The organism is Brachybacterium sp. B718/18 (assembly GCF_055454375.1).
This window is the reverse complement of record NZ_JBVDDO010000001.1, coordinates 542,559-558,596: the sequence shown is the minus strand read 5'-3', so window position 1 is coordinate 558,596 and position 16,038 is coordinate 542,559. Positions and strand designations below refer to the sequence as shown.

16 protein-coding genes are annotated in these 16,038 nt (G+C 72.8%); 9 read left to right on the top strand and 7 right to left on the bottom strand.

The features are described 5' to 3' along the window. Positions 1–49: 49 nt before the first annotated feature. Positions 50–1,606, top strand: coding sequence for an RNB domain-containing ribonuclease (locus ACZCAH_RS02720; protein ID WP_464339599.1), 1,557 nt, complete (start codon positions 50–52; stop codon positions 1,604–1,606). Continuing rightward, positions 1,603–2,394, top strand: a complete 792-nt coding sequence (locus ACZCAH_RS02715; protein ID WP_464339598.1) for a hypothetical protein — start codon at positions 1,603–1,605, stop codon at positions 2,392–2,394. The genes ACZCAH_RS02720 and ACZCAH_RS02715 overlap by 4 nt, the downstream gene beginning before the upstream one ends. Before the next feature lie 82 nt (positions 2,395–2,476). On the opposite strand, the gene glgA is transcribed toward ACZCAH_RS02715, so the two are convergent. Then, positions 2,477–3,670 (bottom strand): glycogen synthase, encoded by a 1,194-nt coding sequence (gene glgA, locus ACZCAH_RS02710; RefSeq protein WP_464339597.1) that lies wholly within the window; start codon positions 3,668–3,670, stop codon positions 2,477–2,479. 105 nt (positions 3,671–3,775) lie between these two features. Between glgA and glgC the strand changes: the two genes are divergently transcribed. Beyond that, positions 3,776–5,017 carry a glucose-1-phosphate adenylyltransferase gene (gene glgC / locus ACZCAH_RS02705; protein ID WP_464339596.1) on the top strand — a complete coding sequence of 414 codons (1,242 nt, stop codon included), beginning with the start codon at positions 3,776–3,778 and terminating at the stop codon, positions 5,015–5,017. Further along, complete coding sequence (gene serB, locus ACZCAH_RS02700) at positions 5,014–5,676, top strand: phosphoserine phosphatase SerB (protein WP_464339595.1); 663 nt, start codon at positions 5,014–5,016, stop codon at positions 5,674–5,676. Before glgC ends, serB begins: the two co-directional genes overlap by 4 nt. 2 nt (positions 5,677–5,678) lie before the next feature. Here serB and ACZCAH_RS02695 read toward each other — a convergent pair whose 3' ends face one another. Beyond that, complete coding sequence (locus tag ACZCAH_RS02695) at positions 5,679–6,206, bottom strand: SixA phosphatase family protein (protein ID WP_464339594.1); 528 nt, start codon at positions 6,204–6,206, stop codon at positions 5,679–5,681. Between the two features lie 55 nt (positions 6,207–6,261). After that, positions 6,262–6,987 (bottom strand): 3-oxoacyl-ACP reductase FabG, encoded by a 726-nt coding sequence (gene fabG / locus ACZCAH_RS02690; protein WP_464339593.1) that lies wholly within the window; start codon positions 6,985–6,987, stop codon positions 6,262–6,264. A 148-nt stretch (positions 6,988–7,135) separates the two neighbouring features. On the opposite strand from fabG, the gene ACZCAH_RS02685 reads away from it, so the two are divergent. The 5 genes from ACZCAH_RS02685 (at position 7,136) to ACZCAH_RS02665 (ending at position 12,144) form a co-directional block, all read left to right on the top strand. Then, positions 7,136–9,298, top strand: a complete 2,163-nt coding sequence (locus ACZCAH_RS02685) for a hypothetical protein (protein WP_464339592.1) — start codon at positions 7,136–7,138, stop codon at positions 9,296–9,298. A gap of 95 nt (positions 9,299–9,393) precedes the next feature. Continuing rightward, entirely contained in the window at positions 9,394–9,807 is a 414-nt protein-coding gene (locus ACZCAH_RS02680) for a hypothetical protein (protein WP_329746683.1), read from the top strand. Continuing rightward, complete coding sequence (locus tag ACZCAH_RS02675; protein ID WP_464339591.1) at positions 9,804–10,871, top strand: SURF1 family cytochrome oxidase biogenesis protein; 1,068 nt, start codon at positions 9,804–9,806, stop codon at positions 10,869–10,871. The genes ACZCAH_RS02680 and ACZCAH_RS02675 overlap by 4 nt, the downstream gene beginning before the upstream one ends. Then, positions 10,843–11,661 carry a glycerophosphodiester phosphodiesterase family protein gene (locus ACZCAH_RS02670; protein WP_464339590.1) on the top strand — a complete coding sequence of 273 codons (819 nt, stop codon included), beginning with the start codon at positions 10,843–10,845 and terminating at the stop codon, positions 11,659–11,661. The genes ACZCAH_RS02675 and ACZCAH_RS02670 overlap by 29 nt, the downstream gene beginning before the upstream one ends. Positions 11,662–11,793: 132 nt before the next feature. Then, positions 11,794–12,144, top strand: a complete 351-nt coding sequence (locus tag ACZCAH_RS02665; RefSeq protein WP_329746680.1) for an RNA polymerase-binding protein RbpA — start codon at positions 11,794–11,796, stop codon at positions 12,142–12,144. A 93-nt stretch (positions 12,145–12,237) separates the two neighbouring features. Here ACZCAH_RS02665 and ACZCAH_RS02660 read toward each other — a convergent pair whose 3' ends face one another. From ACZCAH_RS02660 to ACZCAH_RS02645, 4 genes are read right to left on the bottom strand one after another with little or no spacing between them, the layout of a single operon-like run. Then, positions 12,238–12,810: an FxsA family protein gene (locus ACZCAH_RS02660; protein WP_464339589.1), complete on the bottom strand. Its 573-nt coding sequence runs from the start codon at positions 12,808–12,810 to the stop codon at positions 12,238–12,240. After that, positions 12,807–13,613 carry a polyprenol monophosphomannose synthase gene (locus ACZCAH_RS02655; protein ID WP_464339588.1) on the bottom strand — a complete coding sequence of 269 codons (807 nt, stop codon included), beginning with the start codon at positions 13,611–13,613 and terminating at the stop codon, positions 12,807–12,809. Before ACZCAH_RS02655 ends, ACZCAH_RS02660 begins: the two co-directional genes overlap by 4 nt. 2 nt (positions 13,614–13,615) lie before the next feature. Beyond that, positions 13,616–15,259: an apolipoprotein N-acyltransferase gene (gene lnt, locus ACZCAH_RS02650; protein WP_464339587.1), complete on the bottom strand. Its 1,644-nt coding sequence runs from the start codon at positions 15,257–15,259 to the stop codon at positions 13,616–13,618. Further along, a complete protein-coding gene (locus ACZCAH_RS02645; RefSeq protein ID WP_464339586.1) occupies positions 15,256–16,017 on the bottom strand; it encodes a hypothetical protein in 762 nt (253 codons plus the stop codon). Before ACZCAH_RS02645 ends, lnt begins: the two co-directional genes overlap by 4 nt. Positions 16,018–16,038 lie beyond the last annotated feature (21 nt).

Sequence of the window (16,038 nt, the reverse complement as noted above, 5' to 3'; positions counted from 1 at the left end):
CGCGGCGCCCCTAGACTGACCGCACCCCAGCCGCCGCCCAGGAGGTCCTGTGCCGCATCGCCCCGTCTCCGTGCACGCCCCGCGAGGATCGGTCGCCGCCGACGTGATCCGCGAGGGGATCGACGCCCTGCTTGCCCAGGACGGTGAGGAGGTCCCGCTCGTCTTCCCGGCCGAGGTGCTCGCCGCGGCCGAGGCGGCCGCCGCCCGGGATCCCGCCGCCGAGGAGCGGGTCGATCGCACCGACGTCCCCTTCGTCACCCTCGACCCCGCCTCGTCCACGGACCTCGACCAGGCGATGCACCTCGAGCGGCAGGGCGACGGCTTCCAGGTGCTCTACGCGATCGCCGACGTGCCGTTCTTCGTCGACCTCGACGGCCCGATCGATCACGAGGCCCGCCGCCGCGGCGAGACCCTCTACCTGCCGGACCGACGGATCCCGCTCCACCCCGAGGTGCTCTCGGAGGGTGTCGCCTCGCTGCTGCCGGACCAGACCTGCCCCGCCTTCGTGTGGGTGCTCGACCTAAACGCGCGCGGTGAGGTGCGGAGCGTCGACCTCGAGCGGGCGCTGGTGCGCTCCACCGCGAAGCTCGCCTACGACCAGGTGCAGCAGGAGCTGGAGACGGGCGAGGGCCACCCCACGATGCTCTTGCTGCAGGAGATCGGCGGCCTGCGCACGGCGCTCGAGGCCGAGCGCGGCGGAGCCAGCCTCAACGTCCCCGAGCAGGAGGTCATCGCCGAGGACGACACGGTGCGGCTCACCTGGCGCCGGCCTGCCCCGATCGAGGACGCCAACGCCCAGATCTCCCTGATGACGGGGATGGCCGCGGCCTCCCTCATGCTCGAGCACGGGGCAGGGATCCTGCGCACCATGCCCGCCGCCGAGCTGCGGGCCGTGGACCGCTTCCGGCGGCAGAGCGAGGTGCTCGGCGTGCCCTGGCGCAGCGACCAGGCCTATGGCGAGTTCCTGCGCACCCTCGACTGGCGCGAGCCCTCCCATCTGGCATTGCTGAACCAGGCCACCTCGCTGTTCCGCGGCGCCTCCTACGCGGCGTTCACCCGTCCCGAGGAGATCCCCGAGGACCCCGCGCAGGCCGCGATCGCCGCCCCCTACGCGCACACTACCGCTCCCCTGCGCCGGCTCGTGGACCGCTTCGTGCTGCTGGTCTGCCACGCCCATGCCCAGGGCCACGCCCCGGCCCCGGAGCTGCTCGCCGCCCTCGGGGAGATCCCCGGGCCGATGCAGGAGACCGGTCAGCGAGCGGGAAATCTCGAGCGGCGCGCCCGCGAGCTCGTCGAGGCCCTCGCCCTCGCCGCCTGGGAGGGCGAGACCTTCGACGCGACCGTCATCGAGCGGCGCGAGGCGAGCGAGGGCCGGGACGGCGAGAGCGGCGCTCCGACCCGCGTCGAGGTCCAGCTGCTCGACCCGCCGGTCACCGCGTGGGTGCCGATGGACGCCGAGCCCGGCACCGTGGTGCGGGTGCGGCTGGAGTCCGTGGACCCGACGCAGCGCAAGGCCGTGTTCGTCGCCGCCGACGGGGCTGGTTCCGAGGACGGGGCGGGCACCATCGACCCGGCGGATCCGGCTCACTCCCCGGAGTCCTCGTGAGCGAGCCGGGCGGTCGCGACCTCGTCGCCCTCCCCCGCGCCGCCGTGCTGATGCTGTGGGCCTCCGCCTACCTGCGCGGCGATGTCGGACCCGACGACGTCACGGAGCTCTCGATCGGCGCGGACCGCTCAGGGCCCAGCGGCCAGGGCGAGGACCTCTTCGACTGGCTCACCGCGCTGCGTCGGCTCCCCCTCCCCCAGCTGCGCCTGGTGCTCCCGGCCCCGGGACGGATCGCCGGACTGGTCGGCCCGCCGCAGGCCCTTCCCGCGGCGCTCGAGGCGGAGCAGGCGATCGTCGTAACCGCCGCGGGCATCGCCGACCACACCCTCGTGCCGCTCGTGACCGACGTGCCGGAGAGCGCCCGTCCGATGCACGCCGTGACCTGGATGCGCTTCCCCGCCCCGCTCGGCGCGCAGGTGCCGCCGCCGGCGAGCTCCGGCAGCGCCCGCGAGGAGCTGCTGCACGCCCTGCGACGCACCGCCGAGGGCAGCGTCGACCTCGATCTCGTCCCCGACGAGCCGGTCGAGCTCGCCCGGGTCCCCGCGACCTGGACCACGACGGGCCTGCCGCGGCATCTCGAGGCCGGGACCGCCCACCTGCTGGTCCTCGCGGCCCGCACCCTGCTGCTCACCCGCAGCGAGATCGAGGAGGGCCACGGGCACACGCAGCACCTCGCCGAGGCCCTCGCCCGCCGCGGACTCCTCGACGAGCTGCACGACGCGGCCCGGTCGGCGCTCGTCGAGGTCATCGAGCGGATCGTCACCGCGGAGACCGACGGCATCGGCTGAGCATCAGGGCCCCCCGACGGGGCGGGTCCCGTCGGCCCTTCCCGTCGGCCGCCGCCGACAGCACCGGCTCAGCCGAGCGGGATCAGCCGTGCCGGGCGAGGACCGTGCGGTACACCTCGAGGGTGCGCTCGGCGATCGAGGCCCAGGAGAAGTGCTCCGCCGCGCGGCGCCGCGAGGCCTCCCCCATCTCCTGCGCCCGCACCGGGTCCGAGACCATGCGCACCAGGGCGTCGCGCAGGTCCGCGACGAAGCGGTCCGGGTCCACCGGGGTGCCGGTGCCGTCGGTGAGCTGCTCGAGCTGCACCAGGTAGCCCGTCTCGCCGTCGACCACGACCTCGGGGATGCCGCCGGTGGCGGAGGCGACGACGGGGATCCCGCAGGCCATCGCCTCGAGGTTCACGATGCCGAGCGGCTCGTAGATGCTGGGGCACACGAAGGTGGTCGCGTGGCTGAGGATCTGGGTCAGCTCGTGCCGGGACAGCATCTCGGTGATCAGGTGGACCGTGCCGCGCTCGGCGGCGAGCTCGCGGACCAGTCCGTCCACCTCGGCGGCGATCTCCGGGGTGTCCGGGGCGCCGGCGCAGAGCACCACCTGGTACTCGGCGGGCAGTTCGCGCACGGCGCGCAGGAAGTAGGGCAGGCCCTTCTGGCGCGTGATCCGGCCGACGAAGACGATCGTCGGTGCCTCCGGGTCGATGCCGCGGGAGGTCAGGGCGGAGGTTTCCGGGTTCGGCTGCCAGACGTCGACGTCGATGCCGTTGTGGACCACGTGGACCTTGGCCGGGTCCACGCCCGGGTAGGCGCGCAGGATGTCCTCGCGCATCCCGGCGGAGACGGCGATGATCCCGGCGGCGCCCTCGTAGGCGGTGCGCTCGGCGAAGGAGCTGACACGGTAGCCGCCGCCGAGCTGCTCGGCCTTCCAGGGACGCAGCGGCTCGAGCGAGTGCGCCGAGAGCACGTGCGGCATCCCGTGCAGGAGGGACGCCATGTGGCCGGCGAAGTTCGCGTACCAGGTGTGGGAGTGGACCAGGTCCGCGCCCGCGCAGTCCGCGGCGATCAGCAGATCGGTGCCGAGGGTCGAAAGGGCGGCGTTGGCGCCCTCGAGCTCGGCGGGGGTCGTGTAGGAGTGGGTGTCCTTCTCGTCGCGCTCCGCGCCGAAGGCCCGCACCTGTACCTCCACGTGCTCCCGCAGCACCCGGGTGAGCTCGGCGACGTGCACGCCGGCCCCTCCGTAGATCTCCGGCGGGTACTCCTTCGTCAGCAGGTCCACGCGCATGTCCCGACCCCTCTCCTGATCCTCTGGTCCACCGGCACCGCCCGCCGTCGATCGACGTCCGCGATCCCGGCGTGACCGGTGCCACGTCTGCACTATCCTCGCATTATGTCCTCCAAGAAGGTCCTCGCCATCGTCCTCGCCGGCGGAGAGGGGAAGCGGCTGATGCCGCTGACCCTGGATCGTGCGAAGCCTGCCGTCCCCTTCGGCGGCATCTATCGTCTGATCGACTTCGCCCTGTCCAACATCGTCAACTCGGGCTACCTCCGAGTGGTCGTGCTGACCCAGTACAAGTCCCATTCCCTGGACAAGCACATCGCGCAGACGTGGCGGATGAGCTCCCTGCTCGGGAACTACGTCGCTCCCGTCCCCGCGCAGCAGCGCCTGGGCAAGCACTGGTTCCGCGGGAGCGCCGACGCGATCGCGCAGTCCCTCAACCTGATCCGCGACGAGAAGCCCGAGCACGTGCTCGTGGTCGGGGCCGACAACATCTACCGGATGGACTTCTCGCAGATGCTCGAGGCGCACATCGCCTCCGGCAAGTCCTGCACCGTCGCCGCGATCCGCCAGCCGCTGGAGCTCTCCGACCAGTTCGGTGTGATCGAGACCGACCCGGCGGACCCGACCACCATCAAGGCCTTCGTCGAGAAGCCGACGAAGACGGAGGGGCTCGCCGACGACCCCACCCAGATCCTCGCCTCGATGGGTAACTACATCTTCAACGCGGATGCCCTGGTCGAGGCCGTGACCCTCGACGCGGAGGACGACTCCTCGGCGCACGACATGGGCGGCAACATCGTGCCCGGCTTCGTCGCCGCGGGCGATGCGGCGGTCTACGACTTCATCCGCAACGACGTCCCCGGCTCGACGGACCGCGACCGCGACTACTGGCGGGACGTCGGCACCCTCGACGCCTTCTACGACGCGCACATGGACCTGATCGCCGTGCATCCGGTGTTCAACCTGTACAACAGCGACTGGCCCACCTTCACCGGCCACCGCAACGAGCCGCCGGCGAAGTTCGTGCACGCCGGCCCCGGCCGCGTGGGGACGGCGGTGGACTCCGTGATCTCGCCCGGCGTGGTGATCTCCGGTGCGCAGGTCTCCAACTCCGTGCTCTCCCCGGGCGTGCGGCTGAACTCCTGGTCGACGGTCTCCGACTCGGTGCTGATGGACAACGTGACCGTCGGACGGCACTGCCAGATCCACCGCGCGATCGTCGACAAGGACGTGGTCATCCCGCCGCGCACGCAGATCGGGCTGGATGCCGCCGCCGACCGCGCCCGCGGCTGGGTGGTCACCGAGTCCGGGATCACCGTGATCGGCAAGGGCACGGTCATCGAACCGTGAGCGGGACAGTGCGCACGGCGACGGGCCTGCTCGTCTCCGACGTCGACTCGACCTTCCTCACGCAGGAGGTGATCGAGCTCGTCGCCGAGCACGCAGGAGTGCGGGACCGGGTCGAGGAGATCACCACCGCCGCCATGCGCGGGGAGCTCGACTTCTCCCAGTCGCTGCGCTCCAGGGTGGCGCTGCTCGAAGGGCTCGAGGAGTCGGTGCTCGCCGAGGTGCGGGCGGTGCTCGTGCCGACGCCAGGCGCGCTCGAGCTGATGGCCCGGGCGCGGGCCGCCGGCTGGGTGACGGCTCTCGTCTCCGGAGGCTTTCACGAGATCATCGATCACCTCGCCGCCGAGACGGGCATCGATCACGTGCTCGCCAACCGCTTCGAAATCGTCGACGGTCGCTTCACCGGCAGGGTCAGCGGTCCGATCATCGACGGCGAAGCGAAGCGGCGCACCCTGCTGGAGCTCGCCGAGCGCTACGCGCTACCGCGCGAGCGGGTGGTCGCGATGGGCGACGGCGCGAACGACCGGCTGATGGTCGAGGAGGCGGGGACCGGTATCGCGTTCCGGGCGAAGCCCGCGCTGCGTGAGGCGGCCGATGTCATCCTCGACGGCGAGTCGCTGCTCGATGCGTGGCCGCATCTGGAGGCCGCCGCCTCCCGCTGACCTCAGGGGCGCACGATGGTGTGCAGCGTGAGCCCGTCCTCGTCGAGGTCCTGCCAGTGGGGCAGCGCGCCGGACAGCACTCCCATCGCCCCCGTCGGCATGCCGATGCGGGCCTGCGCCTCGGCCCCGGAATCGGAGTCCTCGGCGGCGAGATGCGAGATCACCGAGGAGATCGTCGGCTCGTGCCCGATGACCAGCAGCACGGAGTGCTCGTCCTTCACCTCGCGGATGAGGGAGAGGAGCTCGCGGCCGCCGCCGGTGTAGATGTCCTCGTGGAAGGTCACCTCGCCGTCGAAGGACGGCATCGCCGAGAGCACCGCCTCCCAGGTCTCGGTGGTGCGCAGGGCGTCCGAGACGAGTACCCGCGAGACGTGCACGTTCTGGGACTCGAGGTACTCCCCGACCAGCTGGGCCTGGGACCGGCCGCGGTCGGCGAGGGGACGCTCGTGGTCCGCGACGCCGGTGCCGCTGTCGGCCTTGCCGTGACGCATCAGGAGCAGGAGGCGACTGTCGGGGTCCGAGGATGACATGGGGCTGCGTTCACGCCTTCGTTCGTTCGATGGGAGGGCCGGTCGAGGGCCGGACTCAGTGTCCCATGCCGAGGCCGCCGTCGACGGGGATGACGGCGCCGGAGATGTAGGCCGCGTCATCGCTCGCGAGGAAGGACACGACTCGGGCGACCTCGGCCGGATCGGCGAAGCGGCCCGCCGGGATGGCCTTGCGGTAGGACGCCTGGAGATCCTCGGAGAGGGCCTGGGTCATCTCCGTGTCGATGTAGCCGGGGGCGAGGACGTTCGCGGTGATGCCGCGCGAGCCGAGCTCGCGGGTGAGGGCGCGGGCGATGCCGACGAGCCCGGACTTCGAGGCGGCGTAGTTGACCTGACCGGGCGAGCCGTAGAGACCGACCACCGAGGAGATCAGCACGATGCGGCCCTTCTTCTTGCGCACCATCGACTTGATGACGCGCTGGACGACGCGGAAGGAGCCGGTGAGGTTCGTGTCGATGACGGACTCGAAAGACGCATCGCTCATGCGCAGCAGCAGCTGGTCGTCGGTGATGCCGGCATTGGCCACGAGCACCTCGATCGGGCCGTGCGCCGCCTCGGCGGCGCCGATCGCCGCATCGAGGGAGGCGCCGTCGGTGACGTCCGCGGCGACCGTGAGCGCCCCCTCGGGACCGCCCTCGCCCGAGCGGCTGGTGACCGCCACCCGGTCGCCGCGGCGCAGGAACTCCTCGGCGATGGCGCGGCCGATGCCGCGGTTGCCGCCGGTGATCAGGACGCTGCGGGGCTCGTGGGGGGCGTCGGACATCGGGGGCTCCTTGCTGGTCGGCATCGTTCGGCACGCTTCGGGGATGCATCTCCCGCGGCGCAGTGTGCTCTACGATACGGTGCGAGAGAGTGTCGGGGTTCTTGGGGGAAGCCCGTCCGTGGATACAGCCTCTGGAAGGTGCTGCCTGATGGCCTACCGATTCAATCCTCCGCCGAACTGGCAGATCGACGATCCCAACTGGACCCCGCCGCCCGGGTGGCAGCCGGATCCGGCGTGGGGTCCCGCCCCCGAGGGCTGGAACTTCTGGGTCGAGGGCGAGGCCGCCCCGGCCGATCAGGCGTCCGTCGAGCAGGCCCCTGCTGAGCAGGCTCCCGCCGAGCAGCCCATGGCTCCCGCCGACGAGCCGAGCGCCACCGGCCAGGAGGCCCCGCTCGCCGAGGACGCGGCTCCCGCGCACGCCGTCGAGGAGCAGGACGACGCCACGCGGATCGTCTCCGTGGGTTCCGTCGCCCCGAGCGGCGAGGATCAGGCTCCCGCCGCCGAGGACCCGCCGCTCGGGACCGCGCAGGAGCAGACCGGGACCGCGCAGGACGATCCCTCCGCGGAATCCGGGATCGCCCCGCAGAGCGAGGCCCTCCCCGCCGAGCAGGCGTCGTTCGGCTCCCAGGAGCCCACCGACTCCGCGCCCGCGGCCGCCCCCGAGTACACCGGGAGCTACGCCGGTGCCGCGGACGCCTACGGCTCGTCGGCGTCCGGGTCCGCATCCGGCACCGGATCTGCGTCCGCTGCCCCCTTCGCGTCCGACGCGTCCTCCTCCGACTTCGCGGTGGCCGAGGAGCCGTCCGCTCCGGTCGAGGAGAGCACCTCGGGCACCGAGGACTCCGCTCCCGCGTCGGCCGCGACCGCCGGAGCCGTGGGCGCCGGGGCCGTCGGAGCCGGAGCAGCCGCCTATGCCGGGTCCCATCGCGGGGAGCCCCGTGACGAGCAACCGCTGGCCACCGACGCCGAGACCGGTGCCGGCGCCGAGGCGACCGGAACCGAGTCCGAGCTGCCGTCGGCGGAGGAGCCCGCGCTCGTCGATGCCGACGCGACCCACATCGCCGGGACCGATCAGCAGGCCGCAGCCGCTCCGGTCCTCGATGACGACGCCACCCACGTCGCCAGCACCGATCAGCAGGCGCAGGTAGCCGACGGCACCGAGGCGTCGGCCACGAGCTCGAGCGAGACGGCCGAGTACCAGGGACCCGATCTGCAGGCGGACCTCGCCCAGCAGGCCCCGTACGAGACCGCGACCGGCGCCGAGCAGCAGGGCTCCGCTCCGGCCGAGCAGGGACAGGATGCGGCGGCCGCGGCGCCGGCTTACGGACAGGATGGCGGCATGACCAACGGATACGGCCAGCAGGGCGGCTACGGGGACCAGTCCTCGTCGGGCTACGGCCAGCAGGGCTCCGCCGACGGCTACGGCCAGGCCTCCCCCGCCGGATACGGGCAACAGGACCAGGCCGCCGGCTACGGCCAGGCCTCGCCCGCCGGCTACGGGCAGGCGTCCCCCGCCGGCTACGGCCAGGGCTCCGCGTCGGACTACGCCGCCCCGGCCTTCGGCCAGGGCTCGCCGGCCACGTCGCCCGGGGGCTGGACCGCCACGACCGGCCCGAACGAGGCGCCGAAGAAGGGCGTCATCGCCCGCTTCTGGTGGGTGGGCTGCATCGCCCTCGTCCTCGTGTTCGCTCTGATCGCGGCCATCGTCGGCATCGTCCTGTTCACGCGGGGCGGGAACGACGAGGCCGGCGGCGGCGGAGATCAGACGACGACCGCCGAGGAGACCACCGTCGAGGAGGACCCCACCGCCACGGAGGAGGAGCCCACCGACGAGGAGACCACCGAGGACGAGGAGGAGTACGTCTCCCCCGATCCGACCACCCCCGTGCCGACCATGCCTGCCGAGGGCGCCCAGACCCAGGAGGTCATCAGCGACACCGGCACCGCGAACGTCACCGTGCACATGCAGTGGCAGACCGCGGAGAACCTGCCCAGCAGCTACGGCGGCACCATCGAGCCCGCCGAGTTCGGCGAGTACCTCGTCGTCACCGCGCAGATCGAGGTCACCGAGGGCGAGATGGACTTCCCGTCCTTCTACTGGGAGCTGAACACCCCCTACGGCGGCACCGTCAGCGAGTCCATCGAGACCTACGCCCTCGCCGACAACGGCCGGGACTACGACAGCCTCTACCCGTTCAAGGCCGGGGAGACCTACACCTACATCCTGCTGTACGACGTGCAGCGGGCCGGTGGCAACAAGCTCGTCTACAACAACTGGACCGACGAGTACACCTGGGACGTCGTTGCGTGAGTCCGCGCTTCAACCCCCCGCCCAACTGGCCGGAGCCCCCGCATGACGGGTGGACCCCTCCGGACGGCTTCCGGCCCCCGCACGAGTGGGGGCCGGTGCCGGCGGGATGGCGGCTGTGGCTGCCGGACGAGCCCCTCGCCCGCACCGCACCGCCGCTGCTGGACTCCGTCGACGTTCCTGCGAGCGGTGCCCGCCCCCGGGCTCGCGTCGACACCTACCCTGTCTCCGTCCTCAACCCGGGGATGTGGTCTCAGAACCATCTCGAGGACGAGGATTACGGCTTCCCGCCGGCGAAGCCCGAGAAGCGGCGTCCGCGCCTGCGCCTCGGCATGACGATCACGGTGACGGCCCTCGGATTCGTCCTCGCCGCCCTCACCGCGATCGTCTTCGTACGGCTCGTCGACTTCGCCGTCGACGACCTCATCGGCGTGCTCACCGAGGCTTCCGGGCACCTGGGAGCCGTCACCGCGATCGAGGGAGACCAGGCGCGCACGCCGGACGCCCCATGACCGGTCCGCTGCGCCCCGCTCCCCCGACGGCGAGTGCGGGGAGCGACGCCTCGCCGCGGGTCTCCTGGCGCCGAGTGCTCTTCAGCCGGGAGACTCTCGTCGGTCTGCTCCTCGTGACCCTCGCCGCCACCGTCTGCCTGGGCCTCGGCCGCTGGCAGTGGCACCGCTTCGAGGAGCGCCGCGCCGAGGCCGCCGTGATCGAGGCCAACTACGACGCGGATCCCGTCGCCCTCTCCCGGCTGCTGCCCACCCCGGGCAGCACGCTCGCGGCCGAGGACGACTGGCAGCGCGTGGAGCTCCGCGGCGAGTACTGCACCGACCCGGGCTGCGTGCTCTACGTCCGCAACCGCCAGTACGGCGGCGCCACCGGTTTCTATGAACTGGTCCCCTTCCGGGCCGAGGACGGCACCGTTCTGCTGATCGTGCGCGGCTGGGTCGACTCCCAGGACTCCGCCTCGCAGCCCGACGACCCCGCCCCCGTCCCCGCGGGAGAGCTCACCCTCACCGCCCGGGTGCGGCCCGCCGAGCGGGTCCTGGATCGTGAGCGCCCCGAAGGCCAGGTCCACTCGATCAACCCCCAGCAGATCGCCGCGGACCTCCCCCTCGACGGCGAGATGATCACCGGTGCCTACGCGGTGCTCGATTCCGAGCAGCCGGAGTCCGCCCGCCCGATCGCCCTGCCCGCTCCCGACACCTCGCTCGGCCCCCATCTCTCCTACACCGTGCAGTGGGTGCTCTTCGCGATCTTCTTCCCCGCGGCGCTGGTGTACGTCCTGCGACGCCGACTGCAGGATGAGCGCGACGCCGTCGCCGCCGAGAGGTCCGGTCCCGCGGACGAGTCGGCACCCGCCCCGGGGACGACCCCGACCGTGCCGGAGCCCGCCCCGGCCACGGTCGCGGCGTCTGGGGGCTCCGCGACGGAGCTCTCGAGCGAACAGAGCACGAGCCGCGGCCGCCCCCGTCGGACCCGCACCAGCAAACCGCCCCGGACCGTCGCCCGTGCGCGACGCCGAGGCCAGGACGAGGAGGCAGAGGATGCCCTCATCGATCAGCAACAGCCCTGAGGGGCGACCGGACTCGCGTTTCCTGCCCGGGCCTCGGCCGCGGCGGATCGCGCATCGGGGGCTCGTCGCGGACGGCGCCGAGAACACCCTCGGGGCCTTCGAGCGCGCGATCGCCGCGGGCGCCGACGTCCTCGAGACCGACGTGCGCGCCACCGCGGACCACCTCGCGCTGACCGTCCACGACCCCGATCTGCAGCGGATCGCCGGGGACCCCCGCCGCATCGCGGAGCTCAGCGCCGAGGAGGCAGGCGCCATCCGCCTCGCGGGCGAGGAGCCGCTCGCCATGCTCGAGGACGTGCTCGGAGGCTTCCCCGAGGTCCAGGTCAACGTCGACGTCAAGGTTCCCGAGGCCATCGGGCCGACCGTCGCGGCCATTGCCCGCACCCGCAGCGCCGACCGCATCTGCCTGACCAGCTTCCACGACGTCGTGGCGCGCAAGGCCGTCGCGACGGTGAAGGCCGCCACCGGGGTCACCCCGGTCCGCTCCCCCGGCCGCGCCACGATCGCCGCTTTCCTCGCCGCCCGCGCCGTCGAGGCGCCCGACCGGGTCATCGCCCGGATCCTGCGGCCCTTCGGCGCGCTCCAGGTGCCGGAGACCTACCAGGGCGTGCCCATCGTCACCCCCGCGAACATCGCGGCCGCTCACCGCGCCGGCTGCGAGGTGCACGTGTGGACGGTGGACGACCCGGAGCACATGCGGGATCTGCTGGTCAGCGGCGTGGATGGTATCATCTCCAATCGCGTCGATCTGCTCTCGGGGCTCCTCTCCGGGCAGGCCGACGGCGCGTGACCGACGGTCCGCCGTGGGCACCGGTCCCCCGACCGGAACGGGAACAGATCGTGCCCGTGCGGCGTTGACCGACACAGACCTTCCGGGCGGCACCCCGCCCGGAGCATCTTTCCGGCAGGAAGCGAGAACCGCATGAACAGCCGTAGTCTGCGAGGAACCCGTCTGGGCTCCCTCTCCATGGAGACCGACGAGGGCGTGCTGGCCGCTCCGCGTCAGGAGGCCATCTACGACTGCCCCAACGGCCACAACATCGTGCTGCCGTTCTCCGTCGAGGCCGACGTCCCGGCCGTGTGGGAGTGCCGTTGCGGCGCGACCGCGGTGCTCCGCGACCACGAGAAGCCCGAGGAGAAGCCCGGCAAGCCGGTGCGCACCCACTGGGACATGCTCCTGGAGCGTCGCAGCGAGGAGGACCTGCAGGTGCTCCTCGACCAGCGCCTCGCGCTGCTCCGCGCCGGCAAGCTGCACCAGCGCACCCACTTCTGATCCCGACGGCCCCGCCGTCGCCGCAGAGCCCCCACATCGTCCGAGACGGTGCGGGGGCTCTGTCGTGAGGTGTGGTCCTGTGGCGCGGGAGGGTCAGTCCTGCTGGATGACCGGCGGGGTGGAGCCGTCCTCGCCACCGGTGCGCCGCTGGCCGCCCGGCCCCTGCTCGGGCCGCTGCGCATCGAGGATGATCTCCCCGTCGATCACGCCGCCCGTGCTGCGCCGGTAGAGCACGCGCGAGGCGCCCTCGGAGCCGCCGGAGAGGCCCATGGCCCGGACGGTGCGGCGCTGCACCGGGGTGAGCAGCAGGATGATCCCGATCAGGTCGCTGAGCACCCCCGGGAAGGCGAAGCAGAGCGCGGCCAGGAGAGTGAACGCGGGGCGGGAGAGATGCTTCTGCACGTCGCCGCGCCCACCGAGGGCGCGGAACAGCGACCGCAGCCGCACGAAGGACTGCTGCCCCGCGGCGACCACGAGGGCGACCGCCACGATGCCTCCCACCAGCACGATGACCAGGGGCCACCACAGGTTCGTGTTCACGCCGATGACGATCAGGAGCGCGAGCTCGATCAGGCCGAGGGCGATGATGCCCACCGGCACGAGCACGCCGAGGCGGGAGCGGAGCGGTCCGGGACGCTCGGAGCCGGTCCCCGTGGAGCTGGTCATCGTGCGTCCCCCTTCGCTGCCGTGACGGACCTGCGGGCGCGGCCAGGGTAGCGCAGGGCCGTGCGCAGCTGCTGGGTGCGGTGCGCGACCCCCCAGAGGGTGACCTTCACGAGCGCCTCCCGCACGATCCGCGAGGACATCTTCGAGGCGCCCTCGGTGCGCTCGTCGAAGTCGATGGGGACCTCCGCGATCACGGCGCCGGCGGCGCGGGCCCGACGGGTCATGTCCACCTGGAAGCAGTAGCCCTGCGAGGCGACCCGGCCGCGGACGATCCTGGCGAGCGTCTCCGCGCGGAACGCCCGGAAGCCCGCGGTCGCGTCCCGCACCCCGAGGCCCAGCACCAGCTGGACGTAGAGGTTCGCCCCGCGGGAGAGCAGCAGGCGGCGCAGCGGCCAGTCGTGGACCCTGCCCCCGGTGACCCAGCGGGAGCCGATCGCGAGGTCCGCCCCGCGGCGCAGCCCCTCGAGCAGCCGCGGCAGCTGTTCGGGACGGTGCGAGGCGTCGGCGTCCATCTCCACGAGCTGCGCGTAGCCGCGCTCGAGGCCCCAGGCGAAGCCCGCGAGATAGGCGGGGCCGAGGCCCTCCTTGCCCGTGCGGTGCAGGACGTGCACGTGATCGTCCGCGGCCGCGGCCCGGTCTGCCCACTGCCCGGTGCCATCCGGGGAGGCGTCATCGACCACGAGCGCGTGCGCCTCGGGCACCGCGGCCCGGAGCCGGGCGAGGGTCCCGGGGAGGGCGTCGCGCTCGTCGTAGGTCGGGATCACGACGAGGGTGGGCGGCAGGGAGGCGGAGGAGGGGTGCATGCTCAGGTCCTGGTGGATCGACGCGGACGGGGGCGCGCGAGCGCCCGACGGGAAGTGGACAGCGCCCCGAGGAGTCCGAGGACCGCGACCGCGCTGATCCCCACGCCGATCCACGGACCGGCGGCGACGGCGAGCGTGGTTCCGGTGCGGAGCGGGACGTCCGCGACGACCGCTCCCTGGTCCCAGTGGTCCACGAAGTCGAGCTGGCGTCCCTCGGGGGTGAAGATCGCGCTCTGCCCGACGGTGGAGACGTGCACGACGCTCCGCCCCGAGACCACGGCCATCACCTTCGCCTCGGCGAGCTGCTGGATCGCCTCGTGCGAGTCGCCGAACAGGGCGTTGTTGGACTGCACCAGGATCACCTCGGCACCGTCCTCGACGACATCGCCGACGAGGTCCTGGTACGCGATCTCGAAGCAGATCAGCACGCCGACGGACCCCTCGCCCTGCCCGACGGCGCCGAGGTCCAACACTCCCACCTCCTCGCCGGGAATCATGTCGCGGCCGACGAGGTCGACCTTGTCGGTGAGGGTGCGGAAGAAGTTCCGGAAGGGGACGTACTCGCCGAAGGGCACCGGGTGCCGCTTCGCATAGGAGTAGGGCATGCTGCCGTCGGGCGTGACGAGGACCGATTCGTTCATCCGCTGCGTCTCCCCCACCGCGGACTGCGAGCCGATGAGGATCGGGGCGCCCGCCTCCGTGGAGGCGGCGGCGAGCTGCTGGGCGAGCCAGGGATCCTGCCGCGGGTCGTAGCCGGTGGAGTCCTCGGGCCAGACGATCAGCCCCAGCTCCGTGCCGTCCGCCTCGGCGCCGGCGATCACCTGGTAGGTGGTCTCGAGGTGGTTCTCGAAGACTCCCTCGGGCATGGCCATGGTCGCCGGGTCGATGCGTTCCATCGAGCCTTGCACCCCGGCGATGCGCATCGTCGGGCGGCCCTCGGGGGCTCGGTTGGCGGGATAGGGGGTGAGGACCGTGGCGAGCACCGCGGCGACCGCGATCGCCAGCGGCCACACCCCCGAGAAGCCGACGAGTCCCCGGTGGCGCCGGCCGAGGAGCGACAGGGCACCGTGCACCAGCAGCTGGCCGAGCAGGGCCGTCACGAAGGCGAGGCCGGACATGCCGACCCACGGGCCGAGGTTCAGCAGGGGCGAGTCGCCGAGCGCGAAGGCCGCCGATCCCCAGGTCAGTCCGCCCCAGGGGACGGTGCCGCGCAGCATCTCGACCGCGGTCCACAGCGCGGCGACGACGATCGCCGAGCTCAGGGAGAGACCGCGGCGCACCATCACGGTGCGCGCGGCGAGGCCGTAGACCACCATGTACAGCGCCTCGAAGACGCCGAGCGCGATCCACGGCATCCACCCGGCGTAGGTGCTCGCCCACTGGGTCAGCGGGACGAAGAACGCGAGACCCCAGACGAGGGAGACCAGCACCGCGAGGCGCACCGTGCGCACCAGCAGCGCGGCGCTGAACAGGGCCAGCGCCACCGGCAGCAGCATCCACAGGTCATAGGGAGGGAAGGCCAGCAGGGCGCAGACCCCTCCGAGGGCCGCGAGCAGCAGGGCGACGGGCCAGGGCGTCGGGTCGACCTCGTCGGGCGTCGCCTCCGCGGTCCCCTGCGCGGCGGCGGTGCGGGCGGCCGCGCTCATCCGCGCCCCTGCCCGAGCAGATCGTGGACGATCCGGCCGTCGACGACGGTGCGCAGCGCCCGGGGGCTGCCCTGGTCGAGGTCGGGCAGCAGGGGCGTGCGCGAGCGCGGGTCCGTGGACCACGAGTCCACGCCGGTGGCCTTGGACTGGACGGTGAGGTCCCACGGTTCCCAGACGACGAATGTCGCGGGCTGCCCGGTGCGGAGATCCCCGGGGTGGCGGTCCCCGGCGAGGCGGCGACCGCCGCGGGTCGCGGCGAGGAAGGCGGCCCGATCGCTGATGCGCTGCTCCGCGGACGGCCGACGGGTCGCGCCCCGCAGCCAGTCCCACGGATCCGCCGCCTCGGGGACACCGCCGGAGCCGAGGGCGAGCGGCGTGCCCGACGAGGTCAGATCGAGGAAGTCGGCACTCTCGGTGACCGGGGCGATCACGCGCATCCCGTCCCGCTCCCCCGTCGGCCCGGGAAGGCGCAGCACGATCCCGGAGGCAGCGGCCGCCGCGTCGTCGGCGGGATCGAGTGCCGAGCCGTCGGCGGTCGCGGCGGCGTCGACGAAGCCGGGGGTGAGCAGGCAGCCGGTCGCGTCGACGCGCTCTGCTTCGGGGAAGAGCACGGCGGCGGAGTCCTCCGGGCCGGTCCAGGCGATCAGCCCGTCGGCGACCAGCATCGCCGCGGCCTCGGGGTCGACGGTGCTGTACAGCACGATGCCGGTGTAGAGCACGGGCGCGGAGGCGTCGGGGACGGTGTCGGGCGTGGTCACGGGCCCCAGGGTGACGTGTCC